Source organism: Bartonella doshiae NCTC 12862 = ATCC 700133 (assembly GCF_000278155.1).
GTDB lineage: Bacteria > Pseudomonadota > Alphaproteobacteria > Rhizobiales > Rhizobiaceae > Bartonella > Bartonella doshiae.
On record NZ_JH725094.1, the window covers coordinates 604,984 to 621,893 of the forward strand.

The 16,910-nt window shown below is 36.1% G+C and carries 7 protein-coding genes, 2 tRNA genes and 2 pseudogenes; 4 read left to right on the top strand and 7 right to left on the bottom strand.

The genetic code is table 11. From position 1 onward, the window contains the following. Positions 1 to 2,970: pseudogene (locus tag MCS_RS02660) on the bottom strand (hypothetical protein); the annotation flags it as partial. 1,302 nt (positions 2,971 to 4,272) lie between these two features. Here MCS_RS02660 and rimL point away from each other — a divergent pair. From rimL to MCS_RS08620, 3 genes and pseudogenes are all read left to right on the top strand, one after another. Then, entirely contained in the window at positions 4,273 to 6,036 is a 1,764-nt protein-coding gene (gene rimL / locus MCS_RS02665; protein ID WP_004855385.1) for a 50S ribosomal protein L7/L12-serine acetyltransferase, read from the top strand. 239 nt (positions 6,037 to 6,275) lie between these two features. After that, entirely contained in the window at positions 6,276 to 7,052 is a 777-nt protein-coding gene (locus MCS_RS02670; protein WP_024864171.1) for a class I SAM-dependent methyltransferase, read from the top strand. A gap of 140 nt (positions 7,053 to 7,192) precedes the next feature. Next, positions 7,193 to 7,470 (top strand): annotated as a pseudogene (locus MCS_RS08620) (tyrosine-type recombinase/integrase); the annotation flags it as partial. Positions 7,471 to 7,544: 74 nt separating this feature from the next. Here the strand turns inward: MCS_RS08620 and MCS_RS02675 are convergent. The 5 genes from MCS_RS02675 to rplU form a co-directional block, all read right to left on the bottom strand. Continuing rightward, complete coding sequence (locus tag MCS_RS02675) at positions 7,545 to 8,351, bottom strand: GNAT family N-acetyltransferase (RefSeq protein WP_004855391.1); 807 nt, start codon at positions 8,349 to 8,351, stop codon at positions 7,545 to 7,547. Between the two features lie 1,171 nt (positions 8,352 to 9,522). Continuing rightward, positions 9,523 to 9,612 (bottom strand) — tRNA-Ser (locus tag MCS_RS02680). A gap of 476 nt (positions 9,613 to 10,088) precedes the next feature. After that, entirely contained in the window at positions 10,089 to 12,620 is a 2,532-nt protein-coding gene (ptsP, locus tag MCS_RS02685) for a phosphoenolpyruvate--protein phosphotransferase (protein ID WP_004855392.1), read from the bottom strand. A gap of 1,366 nt (positions 12,621 to 13,986) precedes the next feature. Next, positions 13,987 to 14,256: a 50S ribosomal protein L27 gene (gene rpmA, locus MCS_RS02690; protein WP_004855393.1), complete on the bottom strand. Its 270-nt coding sequence runs from the start codon at positions 14,254 to 14,256 to the stop codon at positions 13,987 to 13,989. 14 nt (positions 14,257 to 14,270) lie between these two features. Next, positions 14,271 to 14,750, bottom strand: a complete 480-nt coding sequence (rplU, locus tag MCS_RS02695) for a 50S ribosomal protein L21 (RefSeq protein ID WP_004855397.1) — start codon at positions 14,748 to 14,750, stop codon at positions 14,271 to 14,273. 293 nt (positions 14,751 to 15,043) lie between these two features. On the opposite strand from rplU, the gene MCS_RS02700 reads away from it, so the two are divergent. Beyond that, positions 15,044 to 15,133 (top strand) — tRNA-Ser (locus MCS_RS02700). A gap of 34 nt (positions 15,134 to 15,167) precedes the next feature. Here the strand turns inward: MCS_RS02700 and pgi are convergent. Next, positions 15,168 to 16,832 (bottom strand): glucose-6-phosphate isomerase, encoded by a 1,665-nt coding sequence (gene pgi / locus MCS_RS02705; RefSeq protein WP_004855398.1) that lies wholly within the window; start codon positions 16,830 to 16,832, stop codon positions 15,168 to 15,170. Positions 16,833 to 16,910 lie beyond the last annotated feature (78 nt).

Consider the following 16,910-nt stretch of genomic DNA (forward strand, 5'->3'; position numbering starts at 1 on the left):
TGCTACAGTGTCATTGAGTTGTTTTTTATTAACGGCTTCATCATCATTAACCGCTGCTTTTACACCTGCAATAGTTCGTACTCCATCACTGCCTGTAATATCAATTTTCGTACCACCTGTTTCCTTACCAACGGTGATAGGAGAATTCTCTCCTCCATCCTGCTTGACAAGACTATTTTTTGTAACATTAGTGATTTTATTGTAAATATCTGTGATAGAACTATCGACACCATCAAACGCTTCCGTAACATTATTATATGTTGCATTTTGAACAATAAAATTTGGTTTGACACCATCAATCACATCTGTATTACCACCAAAATATTGTGATACAGTATCAGCATAATCGAAAAGCTGGCTACCATTGATAGCGTCATGCGATTCTGCGGAAATATCTCCATCTTTGACATTACGCAGAGCGACTTGTCCGACAGTTTTTCCACCACCCAAAGTCACACTATTATAATTAACAGAATCGTCACTGTTTTTATCATAGAGAACTGCAAATTTATCCATTTGATTAATAACATTATTATTAATATCTGCTACAGTGTCATTGAGTTGTTTTTTATTAACGGCTTCATCATCATTAACCGCTGCTTTTACACCTGCAATAGTGCGTACTCCATCACTGCCTGTAATATCAATTTTCGTACCACCTGTTTCCTTACCAACGGTGATAGGAAAATTCTTTCCTCCATCCTGCTTAACAAGACTATTTCTTTCTATATTAATGATTTGATTGCTAATTATATCAAAAGTATCGTTTACACCTTCAAAAGCATCAGCAACATTATCATAGGGATTCTTAGTGGAACTACCATCATTGTTGATTTTATAAACGTGGAAAGTAGGACCGTTCCATTCTCCTTTCTCATTAAATCCAGCACCACCACCAAAATAACTAGCAAACACATTGCCCATAGCGTAAAGCTGGGAACCATTTACGGCATCATACGATTCTTCAGAAATATCTCCATCTTTGACATTACGCAGAACGACTTGTCCGTTAGTTTTCCCACCACCCAAAGTCACACTATTATAATTAACAGAATCGTCACCGTTTTTATCATAGAGAACTGCAAATTTATCCATTTGATTAATAACACTATTATTAATATTATTATTAATATCTGTTACAGCGTTATCGAGTTGTGCTTTATTAACCGCATCGGTGTTTGCAGTTCCTGCCATCACTCCTGTAATCTTTTTATTGCCAGCATCAATACCATTAACAGTTATGCTCGGCCCTCCATCAGTAAACATAAAACCATCATCACTCATAGAGGCGTTTCCTGCAGTAACACTCTTTACTGTAATATTATCAGCCAAAGCAAATGTTACATCGTGATCTTCATTTTTTCCGATTTTGATATTCTGTTTACCCTCATCACCAACTGCTTGAAAATTTACTGTATCGTTTGATTTAACAGCCGTAGCATTTCCTTTATTAACAGAAAGTTGCCAAACTTTTTTGCCTGCTTCTTGTACAGCTCTCAGCTGCGCCATATTCACTGCATCGGTATCATCTTCCCCTGCTTCCACTCCTGCAATCTTTTTATTGCCAGCATGAATACCATCCACAGTTATTGATGCCCCACCAGAGAACATAAAACCATCATCACTCATAGAGGCATTGCCTGTAGTGACACTAGACAACTTAAGATTATCACTCAAAGCAAATTTGACTTTTTGCTTATTATCTCCATTTGCCTTTTCAATCGTTAAGTTGTTATTTTTCACTGAAAAATCTACTGTATCACCTGAAGCAACATCTGTAGAATCTCCATCATTAACAGAAATTTTCCAGCCTCCTCCTGCTCCTGCTACGACATCTCTTAAAGCTTTCAGCTGTGCCACATTAACAGCATCGGTATCTTTACTTCCCGCTGCAACATTTGTAATTTGCCGTGTTAATTGTTGATTAGTATTACCAACACTAAAATCACCTGCAGTGCTTTTCCATGCAAGATCATTCTTTTTTGTGAAAGCATTTGTTACAGGATCATAACCAAAAGTATCTTTATCAATACGAGAGACAGATCCTCCACCCACAGCAACACCATCTGTAACACGTACCTGTGCATTTATACCAATTGCAACTGAATGAGCTGTTTCAGCATAAGTATGGGAACCTATAGCAATCGAATTTTTACCTTTCGCTATTACTTTTCTTTCTTGTCCATTATCTGCAGCTTCCCCACCACCTATTGCAATAGCGCCAAGAGCTAGAGCTTCAGCCTTCGAACCTATAGCAACCGTGTAATCCATAGTTGCTTTTGTCAAGGTCCCTAAAGCAACACTGTTTAGACCGGACGCAACTGCAACTCCCCCGATAGCAACTGCAGAGTTACCTGATGCCTCTGTTCCAACACCCATAGCAACACTTGCTCTTCCGCTTGCAAGTGCAGAAACACCAAAAGCTTGCGCCCCTCCAGCCTTTGCAGTCGCGCCTGCACCAAACACCGTTGAATAATTACCCGTCGCGGCAGATCCACAACCGGTAGCAAAAGAATAAACACCATAAGCCTCAGGCATAGCATCAACGATACCATTAGTCGGAGTTCCCATATAACCGCCATCACTGCTTGTTGCTCCATCACCAATCCAATTGACCTGACTAGTGGTAGTACCATAAGGATTGCGACCATAAAATTTTTTATCTTCTATAAATCTATTATATTGCTCTTCCGCAGTTATTCGATTGGTATCTGGTATTCCTTGCTGTTGCTTACCCCCACGTCCAACCACATTATCTACACCGCAGTAATTATCATCACCAGCAAAAACAATACTACCATGGCTACCAAATGGATATATTACATTTGTACCAGTCGTGCTCCTATTTAGATCTCCTGTTATAGAAAGATTCGAAGCATAAACAGGAGATACACTCGATAAGAGTGCAGCCACTGCAGCTCCCAAAGAAACAGCCTTAGCCAAATTTGTTGTTGAATATAATTTTCTCATAACAATCCCTCAAAAAATACTTACATGCAAAAAATAAAGCCCCCAGCTTCATCGCAGCGGACAATAGGAAACCCCTTCGCAAAATCGCCTTTGCGCATCGGAAAACTCAAAAAAAGATAAAAACGCCCATTGATGCTGAGATCTATTGCAGCATCACCATAAATTCTTCAAAAATATATTGGATTTCAAACTAAGATATAGTTCTGTTAATTCAACGAAGACAATAAAAATATATAAAAACTATTATATAATCCTCCCACTTATAAATAATATGATCTGTCTTTCATAAAAACGATATTTAATAAAAGAGTAATTTCTACTTGTTCAAATAAAGCGCATCAATAGAATGGCAATAGTGCAAAGAAATATTTTTTTATTGCGCGGCAAAAATTATTTCTCATAAATACTGAAATACACACTTAATGATGAGATATCCTAAACATACTTTTCTAAAAGATTGTCATTGACCGCTTGATAGCGAAAATGATATTTATTAATTTAGCTTTCATAAAGACATATCAAAAAATGTATTAATCATTCTAATATATCATTTTATTTTATGCTTATTTTTCATAAAAATTATATTTTTTATTACGAATAAGTGATTGTCTTTATATATTTTTTTAATTTAAATGATGATTAAAAATAAGAGAAGAAGGTATGAAAAATTAAGAAACTTTCCTAAAAAACACTATTAGTTACGACTATATATTCGTAATAAAATATTAAGAGATATGCATACGTCTTTTCTGAGACATCTTTGCTTTATATATATTTTCCTCTATTTTTTTGCTCCATGGCAATCAAATTTTACGCTGTTATCATTTATAGATTTATTTGTATTCTACCATTAAAAACTAAAGAGTTTACTTTCTAGATCTCCGAAAAACACAAACGCATTATATTTCCGATATTATAGCTTATAGAAGGATGAATATTTTCAATGATAATAGTTAAATGTTAGCTTCCTTTTGCTTCAATATGCTATTTTATAAATTCATAAGACATGCAAAATATATCGATCTTATCAAAGTAATGCGTATTTTGTTTTAGGAAAGGTAAAAATTTTTCCACGCAAGTGATGTATGCAAGTATCAAATGCCTATAATTGATATTTACACCAAATAATTTCACTTATTTTCAGATGATTTTATACGTGTTACACACGGAGAATATTTTATCACATAAAAAATGCCAATGCATTTATACATATCTTCAATTATATGTATTTTATGAACAATTCCAGATACTTTACAAACCATTCAAATACACCACACAACCATCAGAAATGAATATTTAACTATGATGAAAGATGAAAAAAAAGTTCCTGAATATATTATTCAAACTGCAAAAGAAATTAACAATCAACTAAGTTCTCTCGATTTTCCCTTTTTTCTTTTCGATGCTGACCACGTTCTCAAAAAAGTAAAAATGTTAATGCTGGCATGCAAAAAATCTTTTATCAATATCAATCTTACTGTTTCTCTTCAATCTTGCTTACTTGCAATTTTCTGCAAGCTCTTAGCAGAAGAAGGAGTAAACGCAAAAGTCCGCTCTGCTGATGAGTTTCGAATCGCCTCCGTTACAGGATTCCCCAATAATCGCATCATTTTAAGCGGTTGCTATAAAACTCTTGAAGATCTATCACTTGCAATGGAAAAAGATGCACTTATTCATGTGGGAAGCATTAACGAATTTCATAAACTGAAGATACTCGCCGCAAGTAAAAATAAGCCCTGTGGTGTAAGTATCAAACTCTCTTCTTATAATGAAAAAAAAGATTCCCGTTTTGGAATAACCAAAGAGGAATACATCAAAGATATTTTGCCTTTATTATCCAAATCTGAGACTCTTTATCTTAAAGGTTTTAGTCTCTATATCGATTTTCACTTAGAAAGTTTAGCAAAAACTACAGATGCTCTAAATGACTGGTTTCCCTTTCTTGTTGAACATATGCCACCTTCAGGATATCTTGATATAGATAGCAATTTTCCTATTGGTTCTTTTTTGTCTAATTCTAAACTTGAAATTTCTAATCCAGAAATCTTCTTTCGTACCATTCGTGATGTTTTGAATACCTATGCTCCAGAGATATCTGAAAAATGGAAGCTTACTTTCGAAATGGATATCTGCTTCAACACAGAAAATAGCTATGTCGTAGAAAGAACTTGTTGCAATGATGCGCAAAGTATACAGACTAATCTTAAAAACACTGGAGTTCCTTTCATACATAACAAAGAGCATTCCCTATTATGGTTAGGTAACCATGATACACATCCAAATAATAATGTACAGCTTCCTGCTGATTTGAACTGTTTTGAAAATAAATCCACACATCTACAAGAAAACCATGATTTAAAAGAAGAGAAAAGTTTTTTTATAAAAGACTGTCATCCCTCACAAATACAAGCTCTCCATGCATGGACACATAGAAAACCACCTGTGTACATCTGGCTAAAAGGAAGTCTGCACACCGCACGAATGCCCTCCTTCGTTCTATCCAATATCTCCAAAGACTTATTACTCCAAGAAGAAAGCCTCTACGTAGACGATAATATCCGATTAGAAGCACCATCAAGAAAATTTGCCCCTGCACTTTATGAAATTATTGACTTCAATAAAGAATATTTCAGTGCATTTATGGCATGGCCGCGCTTTGTGAAGCATGAAAATGATACTGTCAACTTTCTGGATTCTTGTTTTATCGCACATCAAAAAGACGAAGAAAAAACCTATGTCATTTTGTTCAATGAAAATCCCGTTGGTTTACTTTCTTTCAACAGTATCGACAGTGTAAATAAAATAGGATATATTGGATACTGGCTTGATAAGAGAGTACAAGGAAATGGTATTATTACACGCGCAATAAAAGCACTTGTTGTGTATTATTCTTCGCATTCTATCATTAATCGTTTTGTCATCAAATGCTCCACTGCTAACCAGAAAAGTAATGCTGTTGCAAAACGTTGTAGTTTTGTACTTGAAGGAACTCTTAGACAAGCTGAATATTTAAATGGAGCTTTTCACGACCAAAATATTTATAGCTGGATTCCATCTGATCACTAATACGCTATACTCTATAAATTACATATATCTGTCGTGCAAATTTTTTACCCCTAAAAATTGTTGCTATAAATCACTGCCATAAATATCAGTAAACATAAGAATTTTTCTGCAAAAGCTTGTGCTTATTTGATTTGTGTTCTTGGCATATCTTCTATAATTACTGTGAGAATGCCGTAATAACTTTATATTAAAGGATTTATTTTAATATGATGTTAGCAATTTTAAAAGGATAATACCCTATTATACAAAGCGTTCAAAAACAAATTGAAAAATTTGATGGATTGGCTGATGATTATGATTGCTATCGTCCGCGTTATCCCCTCACCTTATTTAAAACCATGCTGCTTCCTTTAAAGGACAAAAAGCATTTGTCCATCGTGGATGTGGGGGCTGGGACAGGCATTGCATTAGAAGGGATTGTCAAACTTCTTGGAAACGAACACCAATATCATGCTATCGATATATCAACAGACATGATTAAGCAGGGGCAAAGAAAGTTTCCTACTGTGCATTGGTATCAAGGCCAAGCCGAAAGCGTATTGCCCCAAATCGGCGAGGTTGATCTTGTCATTGCGGCGCAAGCGTTTCAGTGGATGGATCGCCCTAAGTTGCTTTGCGCTGTCTCATCCCAACTCCGAACCAATGGTGTAATGGCAGTCATTCAAAACAATCGCGATTTTAATCATAACAAATTTCTAGCCGCTTATGAAACATTGTTAGAGGAAATGAGCCCTAATTATTCACGTTATTACCGTAATTTCGATTTTTTACAGGAAATGAGTGATGGCTTGGGGGTAAATCCAGAAAAGGTTGCTTTACATACGCGCAATTGGACGATGACAATCCCATCCGAAGCCTTTATTGGAATGAGCCGCTCCTCAACTCAAGCCCAACGCGCCATTGCTATTCACCAAGAAGAATATTTTCAACAATTGATTGCATTGATAAGGCAATATGAAGTGCAGGGAAGTTTGGAGCTTTTATATCAAAGTGAACTCTACATGCATGCAAAATAATCTTATATCTATTGCTTCACCACTTTTCGAAGCACCAGAGCAGGAAATGTGCGGAAAATGCACGGCATTATTAAAATAATAAATTTATGTTCTTTTTTACACTAACTTACGAAATGTAGTGAGGTAGTTCGGATTTACTGAAAAACATTAAAGATAATATTATCCATATCAAAATAGATGTTTTTCTTTCCATTTTTCCTAAATTAGCAGAAATTCTTAAAACTACTCCTATTGAAGATGAAACATTCATTTGCGGAAAAAGTAGCAATCAGCTCATCAAAGAAAGTTTTGGCAATCTGTTTCATGAAGCATGTAATGCAGAGGATATTAAAAAATGGACACACAACTTAAGAAAATTAAGAGCAACACGTGCTGCTAATACGGGACTACGATTTTACAAATGAACGTACTTTTGGAATGAATAGAAGATAAAGTAGCATTATTTTATGAAATAACAATCGATAGAAAACGATTAGAAAAAAGAATTGATAGCTAAATTATCATGTGTTTATTGGAATAAACTTTGAATTCACCAAAGTTTATAAAACCCAATTCTTTATAAATACCAATTCCCTCGTTAGATGCTTGCATACCAATAACATGACATTTCTTTCTTTTTAAATGCTCAATAGCAATTTTTGTCATTAATGTCCCAACACCTCTTTTCTGAAAATCTGGATTGGTGACAATATCATACACTCCACCAACTCCATCTGCTTTAATACAAAAACATATTGCTACAGGATTATTATTCATATAACCAACAAGCATCTCTACATCAGAGTCTTTTTTATAACAACGGCCTATTGTTTCATAAAATATAACCGCTTCTTCATCAAAAGGCTCGAATACTGATGCCATAACATTTCCGTAATCTCTAAAATCTTGAAGAGATTCAACTTCCTTGATTTTGAAGTTATCCGGCACAGAAGTAACATGTGAGTCTATATTTTGTGCTAAAGCTGCCATTCCTACCTCTGTTTCAACATGCTCTAAACCCATAGATAAGAGAACTTCATCAACTTTATAATGAGACGAATGCGGTCCAACCCACCAAGCTAAAGGCAATTTTTGTGCATTAAAGGAATCGATTATAGATTTTGCTTGGTCTACAGGTATAGTTTCTTGTAAATTTTTAGCAGAGACAATATTGAATGTATCTGAAGCAAATGTTGAATTAACAGAAGCTCCATTTGGAAAATCAACAACCTTCATTTTAGGGCATAATTTCGGTAAAAAACGTACCTTTGAAAAAAAGTTATTCTCTAACGATAAGTCAATTTTTGATTTGTTTAACATTTGTTCTCTTTGTAATTGCTCATCATTTCTAATTGATCTTATTAATCCTCATAAGCCCTATCTCACCTATAGAAGATAGGTATGTACCACCACAAGGTACTGACAACATATCACTTATTTGCATACCACGAAGTTTCTTATTATCAAGGATACTAGGGTAGCTCAAAAATTGCTCTTCAAAACCTAACGCGTCGATCTCGAAAATTGTTGTTTTATCATTTTTTGCAACTTCTTCATTTATTGTATGCTGTAGAGCCTCAATATCTATTGCTTCGTCTTCTTAAAATTTAACATAAGCTTCACCAAAAAAGGAATGACCTTTAATTGCTTTTAGTTTTGAATTCAGTATTGCTACGATATTACTAAGCAAATGACCTGCAATATGGTAAAGAGCATTTATTAACCTCCTCTCTTTGTCAAGAATGCCGTACACTTTTTGAGCTGCTAGTGTTTTAGTTGTTATGGATTCTTAATGCTTGATTTCATCGCTATGCTCTGCAACGTAGATGACATTAACCTCAAAATGGTCGTTTTTATAACACCATAATCTGAAGACTAACCACCACCTTGCGAATAAAAGACTGTTTTATCAAGGATAATAAAGATGCCTTTATCATCTTTTCCTGCTTATTGAATCAAACCTTCAAAATGAAACTGGTATGTATCTTATAGGTATAATGTTTTAGTAGTCATATATTTACCATTAATTTGTTGTTACATATCAGTATTATCATTGCAAAACAAAGGACAGGTATAACTATAATCATAAAATAAGAATATCCAGACTTATTTATACTAATATTGTCCTGCTATTATCATAAAGTTAAATAGTTACCTAATTTCGAATCCCTATTGCTATTCCGGTTTTTGTTCTCTAAAAAATGAGGAGTCAAAAAAGCCTCGTCGCTCAAAACCCAGGTCAATTAAGAGTTTTAGGACATGCATACCTTCTTCAACCACAGTACTCGCATATATCGAAGAAGGAGAGGGTAAAAATGGAGATTTTAGAGGTAAAATGGTGCAATTGGAGAAAGTGAAGTACGAGTCTCGATCGTCACCACGACCTCTGAAAGAATATGGCAAATCAAGTATTTACTGAATTGCTCCGTCACCTGGGATTCCCCGCAATAACGGCTTCTGGTGACATTGAAAAAATTATCCTTAAAAAATGTGGCGGAGAGAGAGGGATTCGAACCCTCGATATGGTTTCCCATATACACGCGTTCCAGGCGTGCGCCTTCAACCACTCGGCCACCTCTCCAGTGGTTCGCACTATACCCAGAAAGAAATAACGTGCAAGCTTAAACTCTATATTCAAAATACAAAAAACAACTTCATTTACCAAAATAAGATAAGATATCTCTTGAATAACAAGCACATCCTCTTCCTTTAAGAAGTAATTTTTTCCGTGGATAGATACAAAATGAGATAACAGGTTTATTATAAATTAGAAATTTTAATATTTATTGACACTGCTCTTTGTATGCAAACACAATAATTTCCAAATTAATCTGCACACCATGCAGCTTCAAAAATAAAATGATTAATGCCACCGTCAATGTATTCTCAATAATTGCATTCTATAATGAGCAAACCACAAGATAACATTAATCTCGCTCCTCCATAAAACGTGTTTTACGAGAATGATAAATTTCATTCCAATAAAAATGATTTCAATGTAATTGCTCTAACCAAATTGCAGAATTAACACACGCCCTCCTTGCTTAAAATTACTCGTCATTTTATATCACCGCTCAAAGCCCGTACGGCTCGCGCTGTTTCACACTGTAATGCTTTTTCTGCCAAAATTTTCATATCTTCAAAACTATGGGATTGCAAACAAGCTTTTACTGAAGAAATATCACAAGGTATCACAGAAAGTTCATTAATCCCTAGTCCAGTCAAAATCATCGCCGCAAAAGGATCTCCAGCCATACCACCACAAACACTCACCCAACACTCATGTTTTGCTGCTCCCTTAATCGTTTGGGAAATCATACGTAATACAGCCGGATCAAGGTTATCTGCTTCAGACACAAGATAAGGATTTTTCCGATCAACCGCCATTGTATATTGCGTTAAATCATTGGTTCCAATGGAAAAGAAATCAACATACGCGCTCAAAACATCTGCCATAATCGCAGCCGCTGGAACTTCAATCATAATACCAAATTTTAATTTTGGTGCACCAATATCGTTACGAATTTCTTCTGCAATTTTCTTCATAGAAAAAATTTCTGAAACAGACATGATCATTGGAAACAATAGCCATAAATCTCCACCCTCTTTTGCAGCTCGATATAAAGCACGTAACTGAGGAACCAAAAGATCACGACGACGTAACAGAAGCCGCGTTCCCCTAACACCTAAAAAAGGATTATTCTCTTTAGACAAATGTAAGTGTGTAACCTGTTTATCACCACCGATATCAAGTGCACGAATAATTAGTGGCTTATCCCCCACGTCTGCAATCATAGCGCGATATATATCAAATTGCGCATTTTCATCTGGAACACGCGGACTATCTAAAAACAAAAATTCTGTACGCATAAGCCCAACACCTTCAGCTCCCAAATCAAGCGCAATGGGTATCTGGCTTGCGTAATTAACATTAGCCATAATGCGAATTTTTTGGCCATCTGTCGTTTGCACTGGTAATCTACTCACATATATCTCATTGCTACGCTTTTGCGCGACAATACTTATCTGTCTTTGAGCATCTTCAATATCTTCAGAACTAGGATCAAAATAAATGAACCCGTTATCGCCATCAATAATAGCCTGAATATTACCATCAACTGCTAAAATATCAGTACCCGCAGCAACAACCATTGGAATACCAAGAGTGCGCGCTAGAATAGCTGTATGAGACAGTGGTCCACCCCATGCTGTTACCAATCCTTGCACTTTTGTACAATCAAGCTGAGCTGCATCAGAAGGAGATAAATCATCTGTAACAAGAATAACACCACGTGGAATATCATCTAAAAAGAATGAACTATACGATGGATTGATTTCACTTAGAACACGGCGGCCAACATCAACCAAGTTCACAGCACGCGCAGCTAACAAAGGATTATCTATCTTAGACAACATATTAGTAAATTGTCGAACGGCACTGTCCCAAGACCATGCAACACCATGACCTTCTGCTATAAAACGACAGGCTTGAGCTATCAGATTTTCATCTTCAAGCAAAACCATTTGTGCAGAAAAAATTGCAGCAGCATCTGCCCCCATACGCTCTGTGATATCATCAATAACTAATGCCATTTTATGTTTTGTTTTTGTAAGAGCATTTTCAAGACATGCCACACCAACTGCAAAATCAATTGGCTGATCTATTATGGAAATAGCATTCTGCCTTAAAACAAAAACCCTACCAAGCCCTAACCCTGGACTTGCTCCAATACCAGAAATACTTTTTTGCCCTAAACGCGGATGCCAACTATGAAAAATCTTCGTTTGTGCTTCCATTTCTTTCATCACAAATTTTTCACTTATACTCACTTCCTTTGCTACAGAAATTGCATCCTTAAGCAGTTGCACACCTCCTACAGCATCTGTCGAAAAAATGAGAACATCCCCATTTTTGGCTCCTAGTTGCAATAAACCAACTAAATTTTTCATTTCAACGGTATACTGACCATGGCGAACTCTAATAGAATTTTGTGCTTTTTTTGCAAAGTCAACCCAAAGAGAAGCTGGCCGCGCATGAAGACCACTTGGATAATCTAAAGTCCATTCCTGACGTACTGAAAGATCACCTTTAAAACTTCTCTCTGTCTTCACATTCTGACCAAACAAAGTTGTAACAATTTGTTGTTTATCCGCAGTCGTAGAAAGTGCCTCAAGCCGTTCCTTATCAAATAAAAGACACGTCAGTTTTTTACAAATCTCTATGTAGCGATCTGGACGAGCTGCAATAGCTATAACCAAACGTGCTTTATTTCCATCACGCCACTCAACACCCGCAGGAATCTGTACTACAGCAACAGCATCTCTGATAATTAAATCACGATTTTCAACCATTCCATGAGGAATTGCTATACCATTCCCAAACCAAGTATTCGTTATCGCCTCACGTTTGAGCATGCTTGTTAGATAACATTTCTCAACAGCACCGACCTGTACAAGCAATTCAGCAGCAGCATGAATTGCATCATTCTTATGATCAAAAGCGGCTGCAAGTTGTACAGATCTTATAGACAAGATTTCTATGTCATTAGAATCTGCATTCATTGCTTCTGCCTCCTTACCTTTCATCATAAATTTAAACTGCCTCGCATTTGTACATAAATATCTCTGATAAATTTCGTTTCAAAGCCGCATTTCCTAGAATACAAAAATAAACAACTTCACAATGTGATCCATAAAACGATTGGATATCTTGCCCACAGAGTTACTCAAATCATCAAGGTAAATCTGACTCTCTACCATCTTCTCAATAGAAAAATGCCTAGTTTTTTTCGCCAAACCAATTTAAAAATTCTTTAAAAAACGCTTTCATTATCTCAAAATATTCACTCGTCATTATTCCTCAGATAGAAAGTAAAATATTCAAATACTCTGTAACTTAAGATGGATATTTTGAAACCTAGAGCTCCCAAGCAACAACTCGCTTTTATCCGTCTCTGATTCATTAAATGACTACAGACGTTACATGCTTCTTCCTTCCTTAAAATTCTATACAGCTAAAGGAGGTACAACACAAAATCTTAAAGACAATCCTTAATCACACTTGAAGAATTTCTTCTCCTAAATAAATATTGCAATCACACAATGCTCTTTAAGCTCTATGTCCACACGCTCTAAAATATGTATAGAAAAAACAATTCTTCAAATAGCTAAAAAAGCTCCATAAATGATCTTAATTTCCAGGTGTTTCTACGAGCAAGACAACTAAAGTTACAGAATGTAAAGACCTTGCTTTAAATCAACTTTTGCTCACACGTCGGTAAATTTTAACACTCAAAATAACTAATTTAGAAAAATACTTCTAAAGAAGCTGATTGCACACCGGTTATTTCAATATCTTAAAATCAATATCTTCAAACTAAGTCCCCTTCATAGCATAACTTCACTCTAGGTTTACTGAATAGCCCTTCAATGCATAGCACTCTTAAAGCGCATCTTATCAATACTTTTGCATCCCCATTTACACATCGCTTCTCTTTTCAAAAGTTATCTCAATTAATACACATTAGCAATAAAAGCATATACGACTGCTATGAATACCAAATATGCCTAGATATCCCCACTAAAACAACCGCAAAAACCCTTATTAAATTTTCTTATAATCTGCCGAAAACAAATTTGCTGGTTCCTTCTCGCGTATTAGAAGAGAACAACCTACCCTTGTTATTATACATTAAATTATCGGCACATTCCATCATTACATTACTCTCTTCAGCATACATAAAACATTACATCAATTTCTTAGTTATTTGAGGAATAACAATCCACCAACTAGCCTTTTTCCTTTTCCGCATAATCCCCTTACACTTAATCCACAATGTATAATACCACTTATGAAAAAAGGGAAAGATGGCATTCCATCTTTCCCTTTTAATACTAAGAATTTTATGATCAAAGCTCTATGAACTCAGATATCTTGGCATAAGAATATTAAAAATTACTTCACTGCCTCTACCATAGAAATAACTGAGACATATGAACGGTTACTTGCTTTCTTACAAAAAGAAACCTTCCCATCTGATAACGCAAAAAGAGTATGATCTTTCCCGATACCGACATTGTCGCCCGGGTGCCAACGCGTACCACGCTGGCGAACAATAATATTTCCAGCAATAACAGCTTCACCACCAAATTTCTTAACGCCAAGACGTTTTGATTCTGAATCGCGACCATTACGCGAGGAACCACCAGCTTTTTTATGTGCCATGGACGTTCTCTCCTTTAATCTTCTTTACTATTTGACGCTTCAGCCGCTTTCTTCTGTGATGTAGCCTTTTTTTCAGCAGTTTTTTTGGCCGTTTTCTGAACAGAAACAGCAGCTTTTGTTTCTTTTAATACAGCCACATCCTTTTCATTCGACTTTGTAGCTGCTTTTTTAGGTTTTAAACCACCCGTTAAAACTTCTAAAATGCGAAGTACTGTCACTTCTTGACGATGACCACGTGTGCGTTTTGAATTTTGACGACGGCGCTTCTTAAATGCGATAACCTTACGCGCACGTGCCTGCTCCACAATCTCAGCAGTAACCAAAGCACCAGCAACGACAGGCGTACCAACAATTGCATTTTCTTCTTGCCCAACCATCAATACGTCATTGAATTCAACAATATCACCAGCATTTCCAATAATTTTTTCAATTTTCACAACTTGGTTAGCAACAACGCGGTACTGCTTACCACCAGTTTTAATGACTGCGAACATTCTTTACCCTTTCGTTCAATCCAGCTCTTATTTAATCTCCATCTTACCAATAAGAGAAAATAGGCTGCTTTTTATCAGTCGTCACAAATTAAAAGAAGGATAGAAAACACCTTCTCAAACAAAAATATGCGCAGATTGCTCCACGCTTCTATTCTTAGCTTATATGACGGAATTTCCGTCCTCTGTCAATAAAATCTCAAAAAAAAGCAAAAAAGGGTTGTACTAAAAGTAATTGAAGATTATCTACCCGCTATATGCTCAAGTCATGCAAAAATTTTATGGTACTTTCATATGGAGAGATGGCTGAGTGGTTGAAAGCACCGCACTCGAAATGCGGCATAGGGGTAACTCTATCGGGGGTTCAAATCCCTCTCTCTCCGCCAAAGTATCAACTAAAGTGGATACTTCATAATATCTCTACTCCATGCGCCGTGCATCAATATGTGCTAAAAGCCCTAAGGTAGAACTATCACGATTACCCGTTTCGTTGTCTCCACGAATAATACATAGTAATTCATCTGCTAATTCTTTACCAAGTTCAACGCCCCATTGATCAAATGAATTAATATTCATCAAAGTACCTTCAACAAAAATACGATGCTCATAAAGTGCAATAAGACGACCGAGAGTAAAAGGAGTTAATAAATCCTGAACGAGTGTAATACTAGGACGATTTCCCCCAAAACTTTTATGAAGCGCTAAATGATCTACTTCACGCTCATCAATACCACTCTTCACAAGAATATGTCGAGCATCTTCAATACTACGTCCCTTCATAAGAGCTTTTGACTGTGCCAAACAATTTGCTACCAACATATCATACATAGAACGTAAATTTTGTTCATGCCCTTTTATAAATAAAATAAACTCTACTGGAATAACGTCTGTTCCTTGATGCAGAAGTTGAAAAAAAGCATGTTGACTATTTGTTCCTGAATCACCCCAAACAATCGGACCACTTGAAAAAGTTAATGGTTTTCCATTCAAAGAAACTTGCTTACCATTGGATTCCATATCAAGCTGTTGTAAATAAGCCGGAAAGCGCGCTAAACGTTGTGCATAAGGAATGATAGCGCGCGATGCATAACCACAAATAACACGATGCCAAAATCCTAAAAGGGCAAATCGAATAGGAATATTTTCATACAAAGGCGCAGTTTTAAAATGTTGGTCCATCTGCCGAGCACCATCAAGAAATTGGCGAAAATTTCGTCCCCCTATCGCCAACATAACAACAAGACCAATAGCTGACCAAATCGAATAGCGTCCTCCAACCCAATCCCAAAAGCGAAAAATTCTTGAAGAATCTATGCCAAATTCTGCTACTTTATCAAGCGCACTCGAAACAGCAACAAAATGCCTACAAACAGCCTTTTCCCCTAAATGCGCAAGAATCCATTGGCGTGCAATGTGCGCATTGGCCATTGTTTCAGCCGTTGTAAAAGTTTTAGAAGCAATGACAAAAAGTGTTGTTGCCGGACTCAAAACAGACAGAGTATCAGAAATATCTGCACTATCAGCATTAGAAACAAAATGACATTGTGGACCATCATGATAAGGCTTTAAAGCACTTGTAACCATTGCTGGTCCAAGATCAGAACCACCAATGCCAATATTCACAATATCGATAATTCTCTTACCACTGCTGCCCTTATAGCTACCATTGCGGACCATTTCAGAAAATCTTTCCATATCGTTAAGAACATCTTGAATATCCCTAACAAGATCATGATCACCCAACATGAAAACTTCGTCAGCAGCTAAACGTAATGCAATATGAAGAACTGAACGCTTTTCTGTTATATTAATGGCCTTACCCGAAAACATTGCCTCACGTCTGCCTAACACATCTGCTGCAACAGCTAAGTCATCTAGGAGTTGCAACGTTTTAAATGTTACGCCACATTTCGAAAAATCAAAAAGGAGATCATCAAGCCTTAAAGAAAAATGGGAAAAACGCTGCTTATCTTCTGCAAAATGCCGACGAATATCATAGACTCTATCCTTTGTGGCATGTCTCCTTAAAGCTTTCAAAGCTCCCTCAAAGGCTTTTTCGTTTCGAATGGACAAACTATCTACCATGATCTTTATCTCACACGGTTATTGACAATAAAATCTATGCAAAAAATAAAAAAACAGTGAGTTACTTCTTTATTCCAA